At 59.6% G+C, this 23,127-nt stretch carries 23 protein-coding genes and 1 pseudogene; 13 read left to right on the forward strand and 11 right to left on the reverse strand.

The genetic code is table 11. The features are described 5' to 3' along the window. The 7 genes from lpdA to sucC all read right to left on the reverse strand — a co-directional run. A partial coding sequence (gene lpdA, locus JJ869_RS12195) for a dihydrolipoyl dehydrogenase (RefSeq protein WP_292267517.1) occupies positions 1-1,052 on the reverse strand: 1,052 nt, incomplete at its 3' end. 72 nt (positions 1,053-1,124) lie between these two features. Continuing rightward, positions 1,125-1,514 carry an MAPEG family protein gene (locus tag JJ869_RS12200; RefSeq protein ID WP_292267519.1) on the reverse strand — a complete coding sequence of 130 codons (390 nt, stop codon included), beginning with the start codon at positions 1,512-1,514 and terminating at the stop codon, positions 1,125-1,127. A 479-nt stretch (positions 1,515-1,993) separates the two neighbouring features. Then, positions 1,994-3,517, reverse strand: coding sequence for a 2-oxoglutarate dehydrogenase complex dihydrolipoyllysine-residue succinyltransferase (odhB, locus tag JJ869_RS12205; RefSeq protein ID WP_292267520.1), 1,524 nt, complete (start codon positions 3,515-3,517; stop codon positions 1,994-1,996). A gap of 3 nt (positions 3,518-3,520) precedes the next feature. Next, complete coding sequence (locus JJ869_RS12210) at positions 3,521-6,487, reverse strand: 2-oxoglutarate dehydrogenase E1 component (RefSeq protein ID WP_292267522.1); 2,967 nt, start codon at positions 6,485-6,487, stop codon at positions 3,521-3,523. Between the two features lie 155 nt (positions 6,488-6,642). Beyond that, the gene (gene sucD / locus JJ869_RS12215) at positions 6,643-7,527 is read right to left on the reverse strand and encodes a succinate--CoA ligase subunit alpha (RefSeq protein ID WP_292267524.1); all 885 of its coding nucleotides are present in this window, start codon (positions 7,525-7,527) and stop codon (positions 6,643-6,645) included. Between the two features lie 12 nt (positions 7,528-7,539). Continuing rightward, positions 7,540-8,007 (reverse strand): hypothetical protein, encoded by a 468-nt coding sequence (locus JJ869_RS12220; RefSeq protein ID WP_292267525.1) that lies wholly within the window; start codon positions 8,005-8,007, stop codon positions 7,540-7,542. A gap of 4 nt (positions 8,008-8,011) precedes the next feature. Then, positions 8,012-9,205 (reverse strand): ADP-forming succinate--CoA ligase subunit beta, encoded by a 1,194-nt coding sequence (gene sucC / locus JJ869_RS12225; RefSeq protein WP_292267526.1) that lies wholly within the window; start codon positions 9,203-9,205, stop codon positions 8,012-8,014. A gap of 342 nt (positions 9,206-9,547) precedes the next feature. On the opposite strand from sucC, the gene JJ869_RS12230 reads away from it, so the two are divergent. Next, complete coding sequence (locus JJ869_RS12230; RefSeq protein WP_292267527.1) at positions 9,548-11,404, forward strand: glycosyltransferase 61 family protein; 1,857 nt, start codon at positions 9,548-9,550, stop codon at positions 11,402-11,404. Between the two features lie 51 nt (positions 11,405-11,455). On the opposite strand, the gene mdh is transcribed toward JJ869_RS12230, so the two are convergent. Continuing rightward, a complete protein-coding gene (gene mdh / locus JJ869_RS12235; RefSeq protein WP_292267529.1) occupies positions 11,456-12,418 on the reverse strand; it encodes a malate dehydrogenase in 963 nt (320 codons plus the stop codon). A gap of 146 nt (positions 12,419-12,564) precedes the next feature. On the opposite strand from mdh, the gene JJ869_RS12240 reads away from it, so the two are divergent. Further along, on the forward strand, positions 12,565-13,320 hold the full coding sequence (locus JJ869_RS12240) for a sulfite exporter TauE/SafE family protein (protein WP_292267530.1): 756 nt from the start codon (positions 12,565-12,567) through the stop codon (positions 13,318-13,320). Here JJ869_RS12240 and JJ869_RS12245 read toward each other — a convergent pair. Further along, positions 13,317-13,631, reverse strand: a complete 315-nt coding sequence (locus JJ869_RS12245; RefSeq protein WP_292267532.1) for a hypothetical protein — start codon at positions 13,629-13,631, stop codon at positions 13,317-13,319. The genes JJ869_RS12240 and JJ869_RS12245 overlap by 4 nt on opposite strands. A gap of 191 nt (positions 13,632-13,822) precedes the next feature. Here JJ869_RS12245 and JJ869_RS12250 point away from each other — a divergent pair, with 191 nt between their 5' ends. From JJ869_RS12250 to JJ869_RS12295, 10 genes are all read left to right on the forward strand, one after another. Next, positions 13,823-14,680 carry a CoA ester lyase gene (locus JJ869_RS12250; protein WP_292267534.1) on the forward strand — a complete coding sequence of 286 codons (858 nt, stop codon included), beginning with the start codon at positions 13,823-13,825 and terminating at the stop codon, positions 14,678-14,680. Positions 14,681-14,686: 6 nt separating this feature from the next. Continuing rightward, positions 14,687-15,235 carry an NnrU family protein gene (locus JJ869_RS12255; protein WP_292267552.1) on the forward strand — a complete coding sequence of 183 codons (549 nt, stop codon included), beginning with the start codon at positions 14,687-14,689 and terminating at the stop codon, positions 15,233-15,235. A 3-nt stretch (positions 15,236-15,238) separates the two neighbouring features. Beyond that, on the forward strand, positions 15,239-15,442 hold the full coding sequence (locus JJ869_RS12260; RefSeq protein ID WP_292267535.1) for a DUF1737 domain-containing protein: 204 nt from the start codon (positions 15,239-15,241) through the stop codon (positions 15,440-15,442). A 40-nt stretch (positions 15,443-15,482) separates the two neighbouring features. Continuing rightward, positions 15,483-16,514 carry a MaoC family dehydratase gene (locus JJ869_RS12265; protein WP_292267536.1) on the forward strand — a complete coding sequence of 344 codons (1,032 nt, stop codon included), beginning with the start codon at positions 15,483-15,485 and terminating at the stop codon, positions 16,512-16,514. An 80-nt stretch (positions 16,515-16,594) separates the two neighbouring features. Further along, the gene (locus JJ869_RS12270; protein WP_292267538.1) at positions 16,595-17,002 is read left to right on the forward strand and encodes a hypothetical protein; all 408 of its coding nucleotides are present in this window, start codon (positions 16,595-16,597) and stop codon (positions 17,000-17,002) included. Further along, positions 16,984-17,709, forward strand: a complete 726-nt coding sequence (locus JJ869_RS12275; RefSeq protein ID WP_292267540.1) for a DUF4344 domain-containing metallopeptidase — start codon at positions 16,984-16,986, stop codon at positions 17,707-17,709. The genes JJ869_RS12270 and JJ869_RS12275 overlap by 19 nt, the downstream gene beginning before the upstream one ends. 292 nt (positions 17,710-18,001) lie before the next feature. Further along, a complete protein-coding gene (gene sdhC / locus JJ869_RS12280; protein WP_292267542.1) occupies positions 18,002-18,388 on the forward strand; it encodes a succinate dehydrogenase, cytochrome b556 subunit in 387 nt (128 codons plus the stop codon). A gap of 12 nt (positions 18,389-18,400) precedes the next feature. Then, positions 18,401-18,772: a succinate dehydrogenase, hydrophobic membrane anchor protein gene (gene sdhD, locus JJ869_RS12285; RefSeq protein ID WP_292267544.1), complete on the forward strand. Its 372-nt coding sequence runs from the start codon at positions 18,401-18,403 to the stop codon at positions 18,770-18,772. A gap of 20 nt (positions 18,773-18,792) precedes the next feature. Continuing rightward, complete coding sequence (gene sdhA / locus JJ869_RS12290) at positions 18,793-20,598, forward strand: succinate dehydrogenase flavoprotein subunit (protein ID WP_292267546.1); 1,806 nt, start codon at positions 18,793-18,795, stop codon at positions 20,596-20,598. Continuing rightward, complete coding sequence (locus tag JJ869_RS12295; protein WP_292267548.1) at positions 20,598-20,915, forward strand: hypothetical protein; 318 nt, start codon at positions 20,598-20,600, stop codon at positions 20,913-20,915. The genes sdhA and JJ869_RS12295 overlap by 1 nt, the downstream gene beginning before the upstream one ends. On the opposite strand, the gene JJ869_RS12300 is transcribed toward JJ869_RS12295, so the two are convergent. Both JJ869_RS12300 and JJ869_RS12305 read right to left on the reverse strand, forming a co-directional pair. Further along, positions 20,912-21,775 (reverse strand): FkbM family methyltransferase, encoded by an 864-nt coding sequence (locus tag JJ869_RS12300; protein WP_292267549.1) that lies wholly within the window; start codon positions 21,773-21,775, stop codon positions 20,912-20,914. The genes JJ869_RS12295 and JJ869_RS12300 overlap by 4 nt on opposite strands. Before the next feature lie 20 nt (positions 21,776-21,795). After that, positions 21,796-22,866 (reverse strand): glycosyltransferase family 4 protein, encoded by a 1,071-nt coding sequence (locus JJ869_RS12305; protein WP_292267551.1) that lies wholly within the window; start codon positions 22,864-22,866, stop codon positions 21,796-21,798. A gap of 149 nt (positions 22,867-23,015) precedes the next feature. Between JJ869_RS12305 and JJ869_RS12310 the strand changes: the two are divergent. Further along, positions 23,016-23,127: pseudogene (locus tag JJ869_RS12310) on the forward strand (succinate dehydrogenase iron-sulfur subunit); the annotation flags it as partial.

A 23,127-nucleotide genomic window follows, 5' to 3' on the forward strand; every position in this document is an offset into this window, starting at 1 on the left:
GGATGGGTGTAGATCACGCCCGGAATGACGCCGTAATTCACATGGCCCGCTTTGCCCGCAATCACCTCGGCGCACGCCATGCCTTCGTCCTCGGCTTTGTGCGCCAGCATGGGGCCGTCGATACAGTCGACGATGGCGTAGATGCCTTTGACATTGGTCTGCCAATGCGCGTCGGTTTTGATCTGACCGCGCTGCGACATCTCGATCCCCAGCGCATCAAGACCCAGCCCGTCGGTATAGGGGCGGCGGCCGGTGGCGACGAGCACGACATCTGCCTCCATGTGATGTTCGCTGTCATCCTTGCGCAGTTTGTAGGTGACTTTCGCCTTGCCCTTGCCCGCATCCACGGATTGCACAGCGGCGCCAAGGGTGAATTTCAGCCCCTGTTTCTGGAGCAGTTTCTGGAAGGTTTTCTGCACCTCGCCATCCATGCCGGGGGTGATTGTGTCGAGGAATTCGATCACCTCGACCTCGGTGCCCAGACGGCTGTAGACCGAGCCCAGTTCCAGACCGATCACACCTGCGCCGATGACGATCAACTTTTTCGGGATCTTCGGCAGTTCCAGCGCGCCGGTGGAGGTGACGACGACCTTCTCGTCAATCTCGATGCCGGGCAGGGAGGACGCTTCGGAGCCGGACGCGATGATGATGTTCTTGGCGTCATGCACCTCGTCGCCAACCTTGACCTTGCCCGCAGCGGGGATAGAGCCCCAGCCCTTGAGCCAGTCGATCTTGTTCTTCTTGAACAGGAACTCGATGCCCTTGGTGTTCTGGCCGATCACGTCGTCCTTATAGGCCAGCATCTGTTTCCAGTCGACGGAGGGCGATTTGCCCTTGAGGCCCATCTTTGCAAAGTTGTGTTCCGCCTCGTGCAACTGGTGGCTGGCATTCAGCAGCGCTTTCGACGGGATGCAGCCCACGTTCAGGCAGGTGCCGCCCAATGTCTCGCGGCCTTCAACGCAGGCGGTTTTCAGGCCCAGCTGCGCGCAGCGGATCGCGGCCACATAGCCGCCGGGGCCGGAGCCGATGACGATGACGTCGTATTGTGCCATGGGTTTGGTCCTTTTTGGTCTGTCGATTGGGGGCCAGCCCCCAAACCCCCGGAGTTTAGGGGCAAGATGAAGTTACAAGAGTGCTGCGATCAGCAGGTAGAGTGTTGCGAAGAACCCGACCGCCCAGATCAGCGAGCGCCAGGGCACCCATCCGAAGACATAGGCGGGCACGTAGAGCACCCGCGCAGCGAGGTATAGGGCGCAGGCAATGGCGGTGCTGCCGTTGCCCTGTCCGGAATAGGTGATCACCATGACGGCGATGCCGAAGAGGATCAGCCCTTCGAAATGGTTGTTCATCGCCCGCTGCAGGCGGCCCGCTTTGCCGGTGAGTTGAACCGGCGTGTCGCGTGGGCTGAGCGCCTTCTTGGTGCCGACCTGCATTTGGGCTGTGACGGAGTAGGCTGCGAATTGCAGCACTTGCAGCAGGGCGGCGAGGGTGAGGGCGGTGAGTTCGGGGGTCATTCGGTTGATCCCGTTGGGGGACGAAACAGGAGTTCTCTGCTTCTTGTCCCCGATTCCGCACGAATTGATAAAATGCGATCAGCCGAGTGACACCGATTTTCCAAGGTCATCACGTCATACGTCATAAAGTCAATCATCGCGTATTCCAGAGTTTCGTCTTCAGAGGTCAATACCATCGCGAATGTTCCATCTGGGATATAGCGAGGTAGGTCCCCAACGATCCCGAGATCAGAAAGACCGTCGCCCAGGGTTTGGTAGGCCGGAATGATGCAGACCCAGTCTATGCGGCTGTCTATGATCCGCGGTGATAGGTCCCCTGTTTCAGCCTTTAGCCAAGTTAGCATGGAAGATGGAAAACCTGCGGATACCGAAGGCGGTTTGTCGGTGAATGACCACGCGCTGAGTGCCGCAAGAGCAAGTGCTCCACTTGTGACTACTATGCGCGCGCGGCCAATCATCTTTCTTCACCGCCCGGAGGGTCACAGATCCATCAGCAACCGGCGCGGATCCTCGAGCGCTTCTTTCACGCGGACGAGGAAGGTCACGGCACCTTTGCCGTCGACGATGCGGTGGTCGTAGCTGAGGGCCAGGTACATCATCGGGCGGATTTTGATCTCGCCGTTGATGACCATCGGGCGGTCCTGGATCTTGTGCATGCCGAGGATGCCCGATTGGGGCGGGTTCAGGATCGGTGAGGACATGAGCGAGCCGTAGACGCCGCCGTTGGAGATGGTAAAGGTGCCACCCTGCATTTCCGCCATGCTGAGCTTGCCGTCGCGGGCGCGGCGGCCCTTCTCGGCAATCGCTTTCTCGATCTCGGCAAAGCTCATCTGGTCGGCGTCGCGGATGACCGGAACCACCAGACCCTGCGGCGTGCCAGCCGCGACGCCCATATGGACGAAGTTCTTGTAGACGATGTCCGTGCCGTCGATCTCGGCATTGACCTCGGGCACTTCGCGCAGCGCGTGGCAGCAGGCCTTGGTGAAGAAGGACATGAAGCCGAGGCGAACGCCGTGTTTTTTCTCGAAGAGGTCTTTGTATTCGTTCCGCAGGGCCATGACCTCGGTCATGTCGACCTCGTTATAGGTGGTCAGGATCGCGGCGGTGTTCTGCGCGTCCTTGAGGCGGCGGGCAATGGTCTGGCGCAGGCGGGTCATCTTGACCCGTTCCTCGCGGGCGGCATCATCGGCGCTGACCGGTGCGCGCGGGGCGGCGGCCGGAGCGGATGTCTGGGCCGGGGCAGATGCGGCGGCGGCCACGGCCTTGGCCACATCGTCCTTCATGATGCGGCCATCGCGGCCCGAGCCCTTGACCTGATCGGCGGAGAGACCCGCTTCGGCCATCGCCTTCTTGGCGGAGGGGGCGTCTTCCACATCGGCGCTGCTGCTGCCGCCGGATGACTGCGCTGCCGGGGCGGGGGCGGATTGCTGAGTCGGGGCAGACGCTGCGGCAGCGGCGCTGCCACCGATCACACCAAGCTTGCCACCGGCGGCAACGGTTGCGCCTTCGGCAGCAAGGATCTCGGAGAGAATACCGGCTGCCGGGGCGGGCACTTCGACCGAAACCTTGTCGGTTTCCAACTCGCAGAGCATCTCGTCCTGGGCGACGGTGTCGCCGACCTTTTTGAACCATGTGGAGACTGTGGCCTCGGACACGGATTCACCCAAGGTCGGGACCATCACGTCAACCGATTTGCCGCTGTCGCCCGAAGGTGCGGCTGCGGCTGCCGGGGCTTCGGCCTTGGCGGGGGCGGCAGTTGCCGCACCGCCTTCGGAGATATTGGCGAGCAGGGCATCCACGCCCACTGTCTCGCCTTCACCAGCGACGATCTCGGCCAGAGTGCCTGCTGCGGGCGAGGGCACTTCGACCGTGACCTTGTCGGTTTCCAGTTCACACAGCATCTCGTCCACGGCAACGCTGTCGCCCGGTTTCTTGAACCATGTGGCGACCGTGGCTTCTGTCACGGATTCACCCAAGGTGGGCACACGCACTTCGGTTGTCATGTCTTAGTTCCCTTCGATCGTCAGCGCGTCGTTCACGAGCGCCGTTTGCTGTGCTTTGTGTTGGCTGGCCAGACCCGTCGCCGGGGAGGCCGATGTGGCGCGGCCCACGTAGCGGGGGCGCGGGTGCTTGGCGTTGATGCGGCCCAGAACCCATTCGAGGTTCGGTTCCATGAACGTCCAGGCGCCCTGGTTCTTGGGTTCTTCCTGGCACCAGATCATTTCGGCCTGCGGGAAGCGTTCCAGTTCCTTGACCGCAGAGATGGCCGGGAACGGGTAGAACTGTTCGAACCGAAGGATGTAGATGTCGTCGATGCCACGGGCGTCGCGCTCTTCCAGCAGGTCGTAATAGACCTTGCCCGAGCACATCACGACGCGCTTGATCTTGTCATCGCTGACCAAGGTGGTGTCCGAGTTGCCATATTGCGCGTCGTCCCAGAGCACGCGGTGGAAGCTTGATCCGGTGGTGAATTCCTCGGTCTTGGAGACCGCCAGCTTGTGACGCAGAAGCGATTTCGGCGTCATCAGGATGAGCGGCTTGCGGAACGAGCGGTGCAGCTGGCGGCGCAGGATGTGGAAGTAGTTGGCCGGGGTGGTGCAGTTGGCCACGATCCAGTTGTCCTGACCGCTCATCTGCAGGAAGCGTTCAAGGCGCGCGGAGGAATGTTCCGGGCCTTGACCTTCGAACCCGTGCGGCAGCAGGCAGACAAGGCCCGACATGCGCAGCCACTTGGACTCACCCGAACTCACGAACTGGTCAAACATGATCTGCGCGCCGTTGGCGAAGTCGCCGAACTGTGCTTCCCAAAGCGTCAGAGCGTTGGGTTCGGCCAGCGAGTAGCCATACTCGAAACCTAACACCGCGTATTCTGACAGCGCGGAGTCGATCACTTCGTAGCGCGACTGGCCTTCGCGGATGTGGTTCAGCGGGTAGTAGCGCTCTTCGGTTTCCTGGTTCACGATGCCTGAATGACGCTGGCTGAACGTGCCGCGTGTGCTGTCCTGCCCGGCAAGACGCACGGGATACCCTTCGGTGAGCAATGAGCCAAAGGCCAGTGCTTCGGCGGTCGCCCAGTCAAACCCGATGCCGGAGTTGAACATCTCCTTGCGGGTCTCGAGCAGACGTTCCACGGTCTTGTGCACCGGGAAGCCGTCGGGCAGGCGGGTGAGGGCCTCACCGACCTGAGACATGGTTTCCGGTTGGATCGCGGTCTGGCCGCGCTGGTAGTCGTCCTTGTCCTGACGGTCGAGATGGCTCCAGCGGCCGTCCAGCCAGTCGGCTTTGTTGGGCTTGTAGGTTTTGCCTGCTTCGAACTCTTCGTTCAGATGCGCCTGGAACGCAGCCTTCATGTCCTCGATTTCGCCTTCGGGGATCAGACCGTCCTTGACCAGACGCTCGGTATAGAGCGACAGGGTGGTCTTCTGTTGCTTGATCTTCTTGTACATCAACGGGTTGGTGAACATCGGTTCATCGCCCTCGTTGTGACCAAAGCGGCGGTAGCAGAACATGTCGATGACAACGTCCTTGCCGAATTTCTGGCGGAACTCGGTCGCAACCTTGGCGGCATGTACCACGGCTTCGGGATCGTCGCCATTGACGTGGAAGATCGGGGCTTCGACCACCAGCGCGTTGTCTGTCGGATAGGGCGACGAGCGCGAGAAGTGCGGGGCTGTGGTAAAGCCGATCTGGTTGTTGACAACGATATGGACCGTGCCGCCGGTGCGGTGGCCGCGCAGACCGGACAGGGCGAAACATTCCGCCACGACACCCTGACCCGCAAAGGCCGCATCGCCGTGCAGAAGGATCGGCATGACCTTGCGGCGCTCGCTGTCGCCGATCTGGTCCTGCTTGGCGCGGACCTTGCCCAGCACGACCGGGTTCACCGCTTCGAGGTGCGAGGGGTTCGCGGTCAGCGACAGGTGGACGGAGTTGCCATCGAATTCGCGGTCGGAGGAGGCCCCGAGGTGATATTTCACGTCGCCCGAGCCATCGACTTCTTCGGGTTTGAAGCTGCCGCCCTGGAATTCGTTGAAGATCGCGCGGTAGGGCTTCTGCATCACGTTGGCCAAAACCGACAGGCGGCCGCGGTGCGGCATGCCGATGACGATTTCCTGAACACCCAGGTTGCCGCCGCGCTTGATGATCTGCTCCATCGCGGGAATGAGGCTTTCACCGCCATCAAGGCCAAAGCGCTTGGTGCCCATGTATTTCACATGGAGGAATTTCTCGAAGCCTTCGGCCTCGACCATCTTGTTCAGGATCGCCTTGCGGCCCTCGCGGGTGAAGGCGATTTCCTTGCCGTAGCCTTCGATCCGTTCCTTGAGCCAGGCGGATTGTTCGGGATCGGAGATGTGCATGTATTGCAGCGCGAAGGTGCCGCAATAGGTGCGCTTCACGATGTCGAGGATCTCGCGCATGGACGCGATCTGGAGGCCCAGAACGTTGTCGATGAAGATCGGACGATCCATGTCGGCCTCGGTGAAGCCGTAGGATTTCGGATCAAGTTCCGGATGTGGGGTCTGTTCGCGCATGCCCAGCGGATCAAGATCGGCGGCAAGGTGGCCCCTGATACGGTAGGCGCGGATGATCATCAGGGCGCGGATCGAGTCCAGCACGGCACGCTGGATCGCGTCGTCGGTGACTTGAACGCCTTTCTCCTGCGCTTTCGCTTTGATCTTTTCGCCTGCGCCTTTGATCTCTGCCGTGGCGACCGGCCATTGGCCATCCAGTGCTGCGGTCAAGTCATCATTCGGCATCGGCGGCCAGTCGGGACGTGCCCAGCTTGGGCCGGATGCCTCTTTCTTGACGCTGACCTCGTCATCGCCCAGTTGCCGGAAAAACGCCTGCCACGCTTCATCGACCGCGTTTGGGTCGTTCGCATATCGCGCGTACATCTGTTCCAGATACGCCGCGTTGTGCCCCTGCATAAAGCTGGAGGCGTGGAAAAGGTCGTTGGGGCTTTGATCCGTCATGTGTTGTGGTCCTCCCGAACCGGTCTGATCAAGCAGCAGGAAAGAGGATCATGCGATCCGCTATCGCGCGGCTTTCTTGTTGTGCGCAAGCCGGGCAAAAGCCCGGCCTATTTTTCTTCATGGTCGTAGGCCGGGGCGTCTGCCCGGCCCGTGCCTTAACCTTTGATCGCAGCCAGCACCGCTTCGCCAAGGCTGGCGGGGCTTTCGGCAACGACGATGCCTGCAGATTTCATCGCTTCGATCTTGTCTTCTGCGCCGCCTTTGCCGCCTGCAACAATTGCACCAGCATGTCCCATGCGACGGCCCGGAGGGGCAGTGCGGCCCGCGATGAAGCCAGCGGTCGGCTTCCAGCGGCCTTTTTTCTTCTCATCGGCGAGGAACTGTGCAGCTTCTTCTTCGGCAGAGCCACCGATCTCACCGATCATGATGATCGACTCGGTCTCGTCATCCGCGAGGAACCATTCGAGCACGTCGATATGCTCGGTCCCTTTGATCGGGTCGCCGCCGATGCCGACGCAGGTGGACTGGCCAAGACCCACATCGGTGGTCTGCTTGACCGCCTCATAGGTGAGCGTGCCCGAGCGCGACACAACCCCGACGCTGCCGCGACGGTGAATGTGGCCGGGCATGATGCCGATCTTGCAGGCGTCGGGCGTGATGACACCGGGGCAGTTCGGGCCGATCAGGCGCGACTTGGAGGTTTCCAGCGCGCGCTTGACTTTCATCATGTCCATGACCGGGATGCCTTCGGTGATGCAGACGATCACTTCCATTCCCGCATCGATCGCTTCGAGGATCGAGTCCGCGGCGAAGGGCGGCGGCACGTAGATCACGGTCGCATTCGCTTCGGTTGCGTGCTTGGCCTCGTGGACCGAGTTGAAGACCGGCAGGTCGAGATGGGTCATGCCACCTTTGCCGGGGGTCACGCCGCCAACCATCTTGGTGCCATAGGCGATGGCCTGTTCGGTGTGAAAGGTGCCCTGCGAGCCGGTGAGGCCCTGGCAGATCACTTTGGTGTTTTCGTCGATGAGGACGGCCATGTTGTTGGCTCCTTAATTCGATTGGATGACCGCAACGATGCGGTTGCTGTTTTGTTGTTGAAAGGCACGAAATGTAGGGGTCATTCCGCTCAATCGGTCTCTGAGAAAGCTCAAGGAAGCCGCCGCGCCTTCCGGTGATTGTTGTGATCGGACTGTGACGACGCTCATGCTGCACTGTGTGGTTCCGCCGGTTTCAGATAGGCGAAATACCAGATCGAAATCTGCGTGTTGGTAGTCGATCGCACCATCCGGTTCGCTTGCGACCGCGCGAAATGGCCTTTGCAACTTGCTCTGCGCAGCGGTCACATCTCGCATGGCGGTTCCACAAATCTCACGGAAGATACCAACGGCTTGCGCGCCGGGCACTGGAGTTGCACTCCGAGCTACTGTCGCAGGTTGGTCGCAAGCGGCCAAACCAATAAGCGCAGTAAACGCGAAGACGAGAACTCTGCTGCGTTTGAGTGTGAAATGACGTGCCAATGTTCTAGCCCTTGACCGCCTTCACGATCTTCTGCGCGCCGTCCTTGAGGTCGTCGGCGGCAATCACATCGAGGCCGGAGTTCTGGATGATCTCCTTGCCTTTTTCGACGTTCGTGCCTTCGAGACGCACAACCAGCGGCACCTTGAGTCCGACCTCTTTGACCGCCGCGATCACGCCTTCCGCGATCACGTCACACCGCATAATGCCGCCGAAGATGTTGACGAGGATGCCTTTGACGTTCGGGTCGGATGTGATGATCTTGAACGCCTCGGTGACCTTTTCCTTGGTCGCACCACCGCCCACGTCGAGGAAGTTGGCGGGTTCCGCACCGTAAAGCTTGATGATGTCCATCGTCGCCATGGCAAGGCCCGCGCCGTTCACCATGCAGCCGATTTCACCGTCCAGAGCGATGTAGTTGAGGTCATACTTGGACGCCTCAAGCTCTTTCGGGTCTTCTTCGGTGGTGTCGCGCAGTTCGGCGATATCCGGGTGGCGGTAGATCGCGTTGCCGTCAAAGCCCATCTTGGCGTCGAGGCACTTGAGATCGCCTTCATCGGTGATGATGAGCGGGTTGATCTCTAGCATCTCCATGTCTTTTTCGACAAACATCTGGTAGAGCGTGGCCATCAGCTGAACGCATTGTTTGACCTGCTTGCCTTCCAGGCCGAGGTTGAACGCGATGCGGCGGCCGTGGAACGGCTGGTAGCCCGTTGCCGGGTCGACCGAGAAGCTCAGGATTTTCTCGGGCGTCTTTTCCGCGACTTCCTCGATGTCCATGCCGCCTTCGGTGGAGGCGACGAAGGACACACGGCTGGTCTGGCGGTCAACGAGAAGGGCGAGATACATCTCGGTCTGGATGCCCGATCCGTCTTCGATATAGATGCGGTTGACCTGCTTGCCCGCGTCGCCAGTCTGCTTGGTCACTAGGGTGCGGCCCAGCATCTTCTTGGCTTCTTCGGCGGCTTCCTCAACCGAACGGGCAAGGCGTACACCACCGGCTTCGCCAGCGCTCTCTTCCTTGAACTTGCCCTTGCCGCGACCACCTGCGTGGATCTGGGCCTTGACCACCCAGAGCGGCCCGTCCATTTCGCCTGCCTTGGTCTTGGCCTCTTCGGCCTTGAGAACCACGCGGCCATCCGACACCGGAGCGCCGTAGCTGCGTAGCAGAGCTTTCGCCTGATACTCGTGGATGTTCATCGGTCAACTGTCCCGTTTTTTGCTGCGATTTGCGGCGATATAAGTGCGGGAGGTGTGAAGACTTAATTGTTTTTTTGCCGCAGGGCGGGCAAATCGGCAAAAAACCGACATTTGTGATCACAGTGAAAAAAAGTGTGATCACATTTCCATCGAAAGAGATAGACGCGGGTCCAACATGCACCATGGCCACACCCGAATCTTTTGAATTTTTGTCGAGTTGACCATGACTCACGCAGGCGCATACACTCAAATTCGATGTCGCACGTGCACCAAAGCACACAATAAATCGCGGCACTTTGAGGACGACGCAGGTCAATGAATACGAGTGTCCGGACATTCGAGGTGTGCCTGTCGGCCAGTTCAAGCGTCGACACGTACGCTTTGCCGTTTTCTGAAATCGCCTGCCATCGCAATGCCCTCGTCGTGCCTTTTCGCCGGAGGCATCGTGACGGCAAAACGTTTCACGCCGGAGTGTTTGACGTCGACGGCAAAGTTTTGCGCGACACCGAGATTCGGACCCTGACACGCAATACGCTTGCGACGCGCGATGTGCGCGATGCTGCCTTGGCTGACGCACAAAGCCTGCCGGGATCGTGGCTGTTTTGCGGAGGTATGTCGATCCAGTTCGGACATGTCATCACCCGCGGACTTGGGCGAATTTGGGCCACGGACAGGTTGCCGAAGTCGGTAAATCTGCTGTTCAGTTCGCTGCTCTACTCAGAAAGTGAACACGCTTTCCTGAACCGTTTGCTCAAGTCTTTTGGCATAGAAAACGAGTACGCGATTGTTCAAGCGCCGACGCATGTCGAAACGCTTTACACCGCGCCGGATCTGTTCAGTGAGGTATGTGACGGCCTGGCGACGCCGAGTTACGCTGCTTGGGTTCGCAGCAAACTGCCCCGAAATGGGAAGTCGCGATTTGGTCGCAAAATCTACATCACGCGTAACCAGATGTCTGGAACGGTGGGACGGCATCTTTGCGAAGATGTGCTCGAGGAGAATCTGGTAAGTGCTGGCTTCGATATCGTCGCGCCGGAGCGGCTTAGTTTAACTGAACAGCTCGAGATGTATCGAGAGGCCGATACGGTCATCGCTGCAGATGGATCTGCGCTGCATATCCTGCCATTCACGTTCCGTCCCGACGCAACTTGTATCATTGTGAAGCGCAGGTCGGACGTCCCGGCACTTATCACCAATCATGTGCGCAGTTTCACACAAGCTCGGGTCGTCGAAATCGATGCGATCGAGGACGTGGCGTGGCCACGCCAGCGCGCCGACAACATTTCGTTGGTCACACTCGATTTCGAAAAACTGCGCGTTGCCTTGATCGCACAGGGCGTCGTGGGAGCGAATGATCCCTGGCGCTGCCCCACCCAGGAAGAGTTCGAAAAATCACGCAACCTTGGTCGACCCCGATCTGTCGGCTTTGTCACAGACGCCGAGCGTCCTCAGTTCCTGAGGCAGTTGCGTCGCACACGACAGGAGAAAAAGAGTATGAAGGATATGAGTGAAGAGACGACGGTTCCCGCGCTTCAGGGGCAACCCTATATCGAGGTCCTTGGTCAACTGCACGAAAAGCTGAAACCGAACTGGTACCTTGAGGTCGGCACATTCACCGGCAAGAGCCTGTCTCTGGCCAAATGCAATACAATTGCCGTCGATCCGGAGTTCAAGCTGAAATACCCGGCTGTGAACACCGCCGGGACGCAGATGTTTTTCTTCCAGCAGGGCAGCGATGACTTTTTCGCGGGTGATTTTCTGAAGAAAAACAAGATTTCTGTAGATCTTGCGTTTCTGGATGGGATGCATCTTTTCGAGTATCTGCTACGGGATTTTATCGAGACCGAAAAGGCAATGTCCAAGAAAGGGGTGATCGCGCTTCACGATTGCTGCCCGACAACGGAATATATGGCGACCCGCGCATTCCATCGGGGAGACTGGACAGGCGACGTCTGGAAGACCCTTCAAATCCTGCAACTCTATCGTCCCGATCTCAAGATCGACGTGACGACCGCGCAGCCGACCGGGTTGGTGCTGATCCGCAACCTGAACCCACGCAGCACCGTACTAAGCAAGAAGTACGATGCGCTGGTCAAGGAATTCATGGACAAGGAGTTGTCGGATTTTGACGATGGCATCGCCGGTTTTTTCAAAACGCTGAACCTAAAGGATCCGGTAGAGGTTCTGAAAAAGATGTAAATGAAAAAGGCGGCCACTGGGCCGCCTTTTTTGTCTTTATCCAACGTGGCGTTATGCGAGGCTTTCGTCGATGCCTTTGCAGGCTTCAACCAGACCTTTGACAGCGTTGACCGAGTTGTCGAACATGGCCTGCTCGTCTTTGCTGAGCTGGATGTCGACGATCTTTTCGATGCCGCCTGCGCCGATGATGGTGGGAACGCCGACATAGAAGCCATCGAGGCCGAATTCGCCGTCGCAATAGGCCGCGCAGGGCAGGAGGCGTTTCTGATCCTTGAGGTAGGCTTCGGCCATTTCGATGGCGGATGTCGCGGGGGCGTAGAAGGCGGAGCCTGTTTTCAGCAGACCAACGATCTCTGCGCCGCCGTCACGGGTGCGCTGCACAATGGCGTCGAGCTTGTCCTGGGTGGTCCAGCCCATCTTGACCAGATCGGGCAGGGGGATGCCTGCGACGGTGGAATAGCGCGTCAGCGGAACCATCGTGTCGCCGTGGCCGCCGAGTACAAAGGCGGTGACGTCTTTCATCGACACGTCGAATTCGAGGCTCAGGAAGTGACGGAAGCGGGCGCTGTCCAGAACACCGGCCATGCCGCAGACCTTATGGGTTGGCAGGCCCGAGAACTGCTGGAGTGCCCAGACCATCGCGTCGAGCGGGTTGGTGATGCAGATCACGAACGCGTCGGGTGCATTGGCGGCGATGCCTTCGCCCACGGATTTCATGACCTTGAGGTTGATGCCCAGCAGGTCATCGCGGCTCATGCCCGGCTTGCGCGGCACACCGGCGGTGACGATGCAGACGTCAGCGCCCGCGATGTCGGCGTAGTCCTGCGTGCCCTTCAACTTGGCATCGAACCCTTCGGACGGGCCGGATTCAGCAATGTCGAGCGCCTTGCCCTCGGGGGTGCCTTCGGCGATGTCGAAAAGTACGACGTCGCCCAGTTCTTTGAGTGCCACGAGGTGGGCAAGGGTGCCACCGATCTGTCCCGCGCCGATGAGGGCAATCTTGGGTCTGGCCATGGAATTTGTCTCCGGTCCGTTTTGAATTTGCGCTGTGCTAGTCCGACTTGGGCTATTTCGCAAGTGCGGCGGAGACGCACGTCTTGGCTGGCGGGTTGAGGCGTAGCGCGATATGTCTATGAAATGCGGTGGAAAATGGGGGTTCCATGGACGCCTTGAGCTGGACAGTTTTTGCGCTAGGCGTGCCTGCGGTGGTCTTTGCGGGGGTGTCCAAAGGCGGGTTTGGGTCGGGCGCGGCCTTTGCCAGCGCGTCGATTCTGGCGCTGGTGGTGGAGCCTGCGATTGCGCTGGGGATCATGCTGCCGCTCTTGATGCTGATCGATGTGGTGAGCCTTCCTGCCTATTGGAAGAAGTGGAGCTGGCCGGAAACGCGGCTGCTGCTGTGGGGCGGCGTGCCTGGCACGTTTCTGGGCGCGCTGTTCTTTGGTTGGGCCGATGATGATGCGATCCGGTTTCTGATCGGTGGTATCTCGATTGCCTTTGTCGTCTGGCAATTGGTGCAGGCCGCTGGATGGGTGAAGATCGGGGAACGGCCGATGTCACCGACTGCGGGCGTGTCGGCAGGTGTTGCGCTTGGGTTCACCAGTTTTGTCAGCCACGCGGGCGGGCCGGTGGCGGCGGTGTATCTGCTGGGGCGAAAGCTGAGCAAAACCGCGTTTCAGGCGACGACCGTGATCGTCTTCTGGGCGATGAACGTGCTGAAAGCGGGGATCTATGCCGCGATGGGCTTTTTCACGCTGGAGACGCTGACGCTGAACCTTGCGTTGGCGCCGTTTGCGATTTTGGGTACCTATCTGGGCGTCCGGGCACATCATATCGTGCCCGAACGTGTGTTTTTCGGTCTGACCTATGTGTTGCTCATGGTGACAGGATCAAAGCTGATCTTTGATGCGCTGACCTAGGCGTCCTCGGCGGGTGTAGGCAAGGTTTCCGTAATCCGTTCAAACGCCTGACCGCTGGCGACAAGACAGGTGAGGCCGGAGGCGTTGGTGACGGTGATTGTCCAGCTTCCTGTCGTGGTGGAAGCGAAGACCTCGACCATGGTGTTGTTCTGCGCAAGGCCGATGGATTGGCGGGTTTCGCCGTAGCTGCTGGCCAGACGTTCGATCACCAGATCGCGTGCTGCGCAGTTCTGTTGCGCCTGCGTCAGTGTCGAAGATGCCATCAGCGCGCCTATGGCCAGCACTGTCATCTTCCAGAAATCTCGTTTCATTGCCTTACCCCTTTTCGGCTGTGATGGGGCTGAGCGTCCGGTGGATCGGTTTGGAATTGGTTAACGCAACGTTCGAATGCGGGTGCAGCAGCTTTTTTCTGCAGTGCGGCAGATCACCTCTTGCAGTTTTTGCAAAAGAATGTAGCTCTCTGGCGCAACATTATTACTCAAGACTCGCTCAGGAGACCGCCATGGACATGCGCAGCCGCCCCTATCGCTCGGTTCTTTATATTCCGGGATCAAAGGACCGGGCCTTGGACAAGGCGCGCGGTTTGCCTGTCGATGCGATCATCTTTGACCTCGAAGATGCGGTGGCTGTCGATGAAAAACCCGCCGCGCGGGAAACGCTGAAGGCGGCTTTGGCCGAAGGAGGCTACGGTGCGCGGGTGCGGATCGTGCGGATCAACGGGCTGGACACGGACTGGGGCCGGGCCGATGCGGAAGCCGTGGCGCAGATGGACTGCGATGCGGTGCTGTTGCCTAAGGTGGAGAGTGCGGCTCAGTTGGATGCTTTGGCCGAGATCACCGGCGATCTGCCGATCTGGGCGATGATGGAAACGCCGCGCGGGATGCTGAATGCCGCCGAGATCGCGGCGCATCCCAAGATGGCGGGGATGGTGATGGGCACCAATGACCTTGCCAAGGAATTGCAGACCCGGTTCCGCCCGGACCGTCTGCCGCTGCTGACCTCGCTGTCGATGTGCCTTCTGGCGGCCAAGGCCGAAGGGCTGGTGATCGTGGACGGCGTGTATAACGCGTTCAAGGATGATGAGGGTCTGAAGGCCGAATGTGTGCAGGGCCGGGATATGGGGTTCGATGGCAAGACTCTGATCCATCCGGCGCAGGTGGACATCGCCAACACCGCCTTCGCGCCCGCACCGGAGGAGATTGATCTCGCTCGCCGCCAGATCGCCGCTTTCGAGGCGGCCGAGGCTGAAGGGCAGGGGGTTGCGGTGGTAGACGGCAAGATCGTCGAGAACCTTCACGTTGCCACGGCCCGCGAAATACTGGCAAAAGCAGAGGCAATCGAAACCATCCAAGCGGGGTAAGCCATGATGGGTATTCTTGTTCTCGGACTGCTGATTTGGGTCGGAGCCCATATTTTCAAGCGCGTCGCGCCCGAACAGCGCGCGGCGATGGGCGACAAGGGCAAAGGTGTGGTGGCGGTTCTGCTGCTAGTCAGCCTTGGTCTGATGATCTGGGGCTATCGCGGGGCCGAGTTCATCCCGGTGTGGAACCCGCCCTCATTCATGGTGCACATCAACAACCTGCTGATGCTGATCGCGGTCTTTGTGTTCGGCATGAGCGCCACAACGGGCCGTCTGCGCGGAAAGATGCGGCATCCGCAGCTGACGTCGGTCAAGATCTGGGCGGTGGCGCACCTGTTGGTGAATGGCGATCTGGCGTCGATCATTCTGTTCGGCGGGATGCTGGCCTGGGCGGTGCTTGAGGTGATCCTGATCAACAAGGCCGTGCCGGTGTGGGATCGTCCGCAGCCGGGTGAGGCGAAGAAAGACGCGGTGCTTGTTGTGATCACGCTGGTGATGTTCGGGTTGATGACCGGCATTCACGCGTGGCTCGGCGTTTGGCCATTTCCGGGGTAAGCCATGAAGATTTATCGACTTTTGACCGAAGACGACACGTCGGCCTTTTGCCACAAGGTGTCGCTGGCCCTGAGCAAAGGGTGGGAGCTTTATGGCGATCCCACCTATGCGTTCGATCATGCCAATGGCGTGATGCGTTGTGGGCAGGCGGTGACCAAAGAGATCGACGCCCCCTACCATCCGGAGATGAAACTTGGCGAACAGTGACACACTCGACCGACCCGCGACCACCACAAAGGGCGCAGCGATGACGAAAACGAATGAAGGCCGTTTCTTCGAGGATTACTCGGTCGGGCAGGTGATCCGCCACGCGGTTCCGCGCACGGTGTCGGGTGGGGAACGGGCGCTGTATCATGCACTTTATCCGGCGCGGCATGCGCTGTATTCGTCGGACCTGTTTGCACAGAACTGCGGTCTGCCGTCGTCGCCGATTGACGATCTCGCGGCGTTCCATGTGGTGTTCGGCAAGACGGTGCCGGATGTGTCGCTGAACGCGGTCGCGAACCTTGGGTATGCCGAAGGGCGCTGGCTGACCCCGGTTTATGCGGGGGACACGTTGCGGTCGGAATCCGAGGTGATCGGGCTGAAGCAGAACTCCAACGGCAAGACCGGGGTTGTGTGGGTTCGGACGCGGGGACTGAACCAGAATGACCAGTTGGTGATGGAATATGTGCGCTGGGTCATGGTGCGCAAGCGGATCGCCGATGCGGCAGCGCCCGAGACCGTGGTGCCGGAGTTGAAGACTGTTTTGGCGGTTGAGGACCTGAGCATTCCGCGCGGGTTGGACTTTACCGATTACGATTTCGAGCTTGCCGGAGAGCCGCATCGCTGGGGCGACTACGCGATCGGCGAGAAGATCGACCACGTGGACGGCGTGACCATTGAAGAAGCCGAGCACATGATGGCGACCCGGCTGTGGCAGAACACGGCCAAGGTGCATTTCGACGCCACCTTCCGGCCCGATGGGCAGCGGCTCATTTACGGTGGGCACGTGATCAGCATGGCGCGGGCGCTGTCGTTCAACGGTCTGGCGAATGCGCAGATGATCGTCGGGCTGAACGGCGGGGCACATGCAAACCCGTGTTTCAGCGGGACCACTGTGCGCGCGTGGTCCGAAGTGTTGGACAAGGCGGAAACCTCGGCCCCTGGAGTGGGCTCCGTGCGGTTGCGGCTGGTGGCGACCTCGGCGAGCGGGTCGATGGAGCTTAAGGGCGATGACGGTAAGTACCTGCCGCATGTCTTGCTGGATCTTGATTATTGGGCTTTGATGCCGACCTGAGCTTGGGCCCCTGAGTTTCGGTTTTGGATTACAGGTCATTGCCTGTAGTCTGCCTGGAAACTTGGGGGACACATGCGGTTATGATCAGTCTTGGCCTTTATACGCTTGCAGCTTTGGCGGCTTTTATGGTCGCGGCAAAATATGGCCTGTCGCCCGCGCCGCTTGCATATCACCGGACCATCATTGAACAGGATGGCGCCGTCTCAACCGGGACGCAGCGCGTGATCGAAGCGTTGTACCGCGTTTGGGGAGCGAGCCTTGCCGGGTTTGGCTTGTGCCTTTTGGCGCTGATCTGGCTGGCGGCTCCAACCGGGGCGGCGTGGCCCCATCTGGTGATCCTGCTTGCGACCATTGTCGTGGCTGTGCCGACCACAATTGTCCCGCGTCGTGTTGAACAGGACATGGGTGTGAAAACGCCTTGGCGTCTGGCGGTGGGGTTGCTGGTGGCGGTTGGTTTAGGGTTTTTGGCATGGATTATCGGATACTGAGCGTTGCCGTCGCGATGGCCGCATCTCATGTAGTGGCGGACGAGGCCGAAGACGCATTCGTTGAAGCAAACATCCTTGGGATATTCTATCACGAGCTGGGCCATGCCCTGATCGACGTGATGCAGATGCCGGTCTTTGGTCAGGAAGAAGACGCCGCAGATGTGGCGTCGATCCTCCTCATTGACCATTTGTTCGAGCCTGAGTCGGCGCTTGCGATGGCCTATGACGTGGCCAACGGCTTCTGGGCCGAAGCGGTGGCGAATGCCGAATACCCTGTGCCCTATTGGGACACACATGGCCCAGACGAACAGCGGTTCTACAACACGGTCTGTCTGTTCTACGGCGGCGATCCGGACACGCGGGATGATTTTGCAGAAGACATGGAACTGCCCGAGGAACGCGCGGAATACTGTGTCGAAGAATACGAGCTGGCGGCTGACAGCTGGGGCGCGGTGTTCGACGAGTTGGCCGAGGGTGGGGAGCCGATGCTGTTCACGGCTGAGGTGGAAGGCAGTTTTACGGCCGGGATCATCGGAGCCGAGGTTGAGGCGTTGAATGCGGATTTCGGGTTCCCGAGCACGGTGCAGGTGATCACGGGCGAATGCGATGAGGCCAACGCGTTTTACGATCCATCGGACCAGTCGATTATCATGTGCGAAGAGTTTGAAGCGCATCTTCGACTGCTTTACGGGATGCTGCAAAACTGAAACCTTTGCCATTCGGCCGATGTCATGGGCGCTCTTGGATCAGAACGGCCACAGGCCGGGCGACTCAATTCGGACCGGGCAAGGGCCGTTATTGTGATGGAACGCGCTGCGCAAAAGTTGCGGGTCTTTGCTCATTGGACTATTTGTGATCACAGTTTTTGCACGTGTGATCACATAATTGCATAAATCTGCCTGATTGCGCCAAAAAACCGCGCCTTTGAGGGGCGGGCCCGCGTGACACCGCTTTCAAAACCAATAAAAAGGCTGTCAGGAACCGGAAAGGACTCAGATCATGGCTGACGTCAATCGGGGCAATCGACCCCTGTCACCACACCTGCAAGTTTATCGCCCACAGCTGACCTCGATCACGTCGATCCTCACACGTATCACGGGCAACGCCCTGATCGTCGCGGCCTTGATGATCGTCTGGTGGTTGCTCGCGGCCTCGACAGGGCCGGAATATTTCGCCTTCGCCAACGGCTTTGTCACAAGCTGGTTCGGTGATCTGGTGATGTTCCTGTCGCTCTGGGCGCTGTGGTATCACACTCTGGCGGGCATCCGGCACCTGATCTGGGACAACGCGAAGATGCTGGAGCTTGACCAGGCTGAAACGCTGGGGTGGATGGTGATCATCGGCTCTGGCGTTTTGACGGTCTTTTCCGTCATCGTGCTTTGGTAAGGGGGGCGCATCATGGCTTTTCTGACTGACCGTAAACGCGCCGTTGGCATGGGTGCCGCAAAATCCGGGACCGAGCATTTCTGGGCGATGAAGAAATCTTCTGTCGCGCTGCTGATCCTGATCCCTTTCTTTGTCTTCACCTTCGGCGGTATCCTTGGATCTTCGTTTGAAGAGGTGCAGGCCTATTACGCCCGTCCTTTCCCGGCGATCATCGCGGCGCTGACCCTGATCGTGGGCTTCAAGCACTTCAATGACGGTTTCCAAGTGCTGATCGAAGACTATGTGCATGGCATCTGGGAGAAAATCCTGATCCTCGGCATGACCTGCATCAGCTACGGCGCGGCTGCCGTGGGCATCTTTGCCATCGCCAAGATGGCCCTTTGACTAGCGGAGTTTCCAGCAACATGGCTGCATACGAATACGAGACGCATGAATATGACGTCGTGGTCGTCGGCGCAGGCGGCGCAGGGTTGCGCGCCACGCTTGGCATGGCCGAACAGGGGCTGCGCACCGCCTGTGTGACCAAGGTGTTCCCGACCCGGTCGCATACGGTCGCGGCGCAGGGCGGCATCGCCGCATCACTGTCCAACATGGGCCCGGACCACTGGCAGTGGCACATGTACGACACCGTGAAGGGGTCGGACTGGCTGGGTGACACGGACGCGATGGAATACCTCGCCCGTGAAGCGCCCAAGGCGGTGTATGAGCTTGAGCATTATGGCGTGCCGTTCTCGCGGACCGAGGAAGGCAAGATTTACCAGCGTCCGTTCGGCGGCCACACGACCGAATTCGGTGAAGGCCCGCCCGTGCAGCGCACCTGTGCGGCGGCGGACCGGACCGGTCACGCGATCCTGCACACGCTTTATGGGCAGTCGCTGAAGAACAACGCCGAGTTCTACATCGAGTATTTCGCGATTGATCTGGTGATGTCCGACGATGGCCGTTGCACCGGTGTTGTCTGCTGGAAGCTGGACGATGGCACGATGCACGTCTTCAACGCCAAGATGGTGGTGCTGGCGACCGGCGGCTATGGCCGGGCCTATTTCAGCGCGACCTCGGCCCATACTTGCACCGGCGATGGTGGCGGCATGGTGGCCCGCGCAGGTCTGCCGCTTCAAGATATGGAGTTCGTGCAGTTCCACCCGACCGGCATCTACGGTTCGGGCTGTCTGATCACCGAAGGCGCGCGCGGGGAGGGTGGCTATCTCACCAACTCCGAAGGCGAGCGGTTCATGGAGCGCTATGCGCCGAACTACAAAGACTTGGCACCGCGCGATTACGTGTCCCGCTCGATGACCATGGAAATCCGCGAAGGCCGTGGTGTGGGCGCCGAGGGCGACCATATTCACCTGAACCTGTCGCACCTGCCGAAAGAGGCTTTGGCCGAGCGTCTGCCGGGCATCTCTGAGTCCGCAAAGATTTTCGCCGGTGTGGACGTGACCAAGGAACCGATCCCGGTTCTGCCGACAGTGCATTACAACATGGGCGGTATTCCGACCAACTACTGGGGCGAGGTTCTGAACCCGACCAAGGACGACCCGAACGCGGTTGTTCCCGGACTGATGGCCGTGGGCGAGGCGGGCTGTGCATCTGTGCATGGTGCGAACCGCCTTGGTTCGAACTCGCTCATCGACCTCGTGGTCTTTGGTCGTGCGGCTGCGATCCGCGCGGGCAAGGTTGTGGACCGCGACAGCGCCGTGCCGTCGACCAATACCGCGTCGGTGGACAAGGCGTTCGACCGCTTCGACGGGCTGCGCAATGCCAAGGGGACCATCCCGACCGCCGAGTTGCGGCTTGAGATGCAGAAAACCATGCAGGCCGATGCCGCCGTGTTCCGTACCTCGAAGACCATGAAGGAAGGTCTCGACAAGATGGTTGCGATTGCGGGCAAGATGGATGACCTGAAGGTCACTGACCGCAGCCTTGTCTGGAACAGCGATCTGATGGAAACGCTGGAACTGACCAACCTGATGCCCAACGCGCTGGCGACGATTGCCGGGGCCGAGGCGCGCAAGGAAAGCCGCGGCGCGCATGCGCACGAGGACTACACGACGCGGGACGACGAAAACTGGCGCGTGCACACCATCGCGCGGGTTGAAGGCAACCAGATCGACCTGACCTATCGTCCGGTGGTGAAAGATCCGCTGACGACGGAAGCCGAAGGCGGGATCTCGCTTGAGAAGATCAAGCCGAAGGAACGTACGTTCTGATGCGTCTTGCGGTTGTCGCGTGTCTGGTTCTGGTGGGCTGTTCGGTACAGCAGCAGGACCAGATTGCGCGCGATGCGGCACGGTCGGCGATCACGCCGGTGCTTATTGAACGGTTCCCTGGTGTCCCCTTGGAGCCTGCACTGAACTGCGTGATCGACAATGCGAGCGCCGTGCAGATCCGGGCGCTCGCGCTGGACACGGTGACAGGTCCGACCGAGAGTACCGTGCAGATCGTGACGGACATCCTGTCCAAACCCGAAACGGTCCGGTGCCTTGCCGTCGAAGGCTTACCAGCTCTGCTGAACCAGCGGCTTTAGCCGTTAACAGCGTCGATATAGGCGAGGATGGCGGTCTCATCCGCATCTTTGCGGCGTTCGAGTTCATCCAGACATCGCAATGCGTAGTCCGTGAAACCGTAGATCCCATCCGCGATCAACGCCATTTTGCGCAACTGGTCGCTGGTCAGGTCATCGGGGCGGGACAGGTCGCGGAAATAAAGGATGTCACCGTCAAGAAGATGTGTGCGGTGCGCGTCGTTCACATGCCCCAGATAGCGGGACCGCACGTGGCGCGCGACCGTGTGATAGAAGGAATGCGGGACAAAGCCGAGCTTGCGCAGGGTCACGTCGATGTCGCCGAAGCTGGGCTGATCGTCATAAAGCGGGAAGAAATTGATTTCGGAATGCACGGCGACGGCAGTTGCGATTTTGTCTTTGCCGTTTTCGAATACCATCTTTTCCGCGCCCTGAATGTCGATCTTGAGCAGGTCAATGCGTTGAATGTCGTCCAGGTCATCAAGACGGCGCGTCTCCATTTCGGCAGTCTCGATCAATTGCGCGGCGCGTTTCAGGCCCATGAGGTAGAACAGGGTCGGCCTGCGGATCGAGAGGAGAGAGGTTAGCCCGGAACCTTTGTAGATGTTCAAAGTATGGGCTTTGCCGTCACCGATGGCGTGTGGCAGATAGCGGTCGCCCTCGCCACGTCCTTCGGTCAGTGTGACAAGCGTTTCGGCCTGCGGATCGAATCCCGTGATTACCACATCCCCGTTTTCCTGAAGATCCTTGTAGGGCGCCTCGAAGTTCATCGGGTTTGCGCCGACATCCGTGATGTGCAGCTTGTCGTCATAGCGCAACGCGGCGCGAAGGGTTTTGATACGGTTTGCAAACGCGTTCGGCATCGGGACACTTTCGATTGGGATTACTGGGTAAGAAGCTTTGCGATCTTGGCGCTGCATATGTCCGGCCCTCGCTCTTTGGCAAAGTCAAAGCAGGCCATTCGAACCTTGCGCAGATCGGTGTCCGACATCTCGATGAACTGCAACATGCTGCGGATCAGCCCGCGCGGGGAAGCAGGATCATAAAGCAGATCGTGGCACGCTTCGGGAGTAGTTTCGCGCAATTCGCGGATGTTCGGGCCGATGATCGGCAGACCAAAGGTCAGCGCCAGCATGACCGATCCAGAGGTGAACATGGATTGATAGGGCGCAAGAAACACATGGGACGCGCCGAAGATTTCGGGGATCTCTTCGTCGGGGATGCGATCCGTGCGCAGATCAATATTCGGGTTTGTATTGAGAAGGCGGAGCATCCGCGCCTGGGATGAAAACGCCTTGCCGTACATTCGCAGGTGATAGGGCACGTGCCGCTTGGTCAGTTTTCCGGCCACGTCAGTTATGGCGTGGACGCCTTTTGGACCGCGGAACATGCCGACGAACAGGAATTGACGTGTATCGGCCTTTGCGAGTTTGCGGGTGGTCGTCGTTTTCGCCGGCTCATACGCGCCAAGGTAGCTGGGATGCGGGATCACGTGCAGTTTGCTGCGGTCCGCGCCATAGGTGGAGACCATGTGATCGGCGGCATGCTCGGCATGTACGTGGATCGCGTCGGCAAGTTTGCTCAGCTCTCGGCGGCCCCTTTGGAAGGTTTCCAGGTCGCGGGCTTTGTGCGGGGCGTCATTGTGGATGGTCCATACGATCTGTCCGCCGCGCGCCTTGAAGCGGCGCAGCGTCTCGAGGGCCGCGTCAAGGTCTGCCTCGTTGCTTTCGGCATCGTCACTGCGCCCGAACATGCGGTCGTCCCAATGGATATGGACGACGGTGAAGTCCCCGGTTTTCAGCCGGTCAAGGGCGCCAGGGCCTGCATATTCGCAGTCAAACTCTTCGGGGAGTTCCGAATACAGAAGTGACTGATAGGGGTTGCCTGCCGTGGAGGGCAAACACAACAGTTTCCTGTTCTCTGTCAGGGGCTTCGCGACTGCGGCATTTTGCATCTTTGGACTCTTTTTGCCTGTGTTTGCCTGTTATTTTTGACCGTTATCCCGTAGACATGGCACGTCGAAGTTATACTAATTGCCAGACGAGTGATGCGCATTTTTTGCAGCGTCCCGGACAAGATGGCAGGAAGGCAACAGAGTTTACCATGGTTCAGCTGACGCTCCCCAAGAATTCGACCATCCGCACGGGCAAGACATGGCCCAAGCCTGAAGGCGCGACCCACGTTCGCAAGTTCAGCATCTATCGCTGGAATATAA

This window comes from Marivita sp., assembly GCF_017643905.1.
Lineage (GTDB): Bacteria > Pseudomonadota > Alphaproteobacteria > Rhodobacterales > Rhodobacteraceae > Marivita.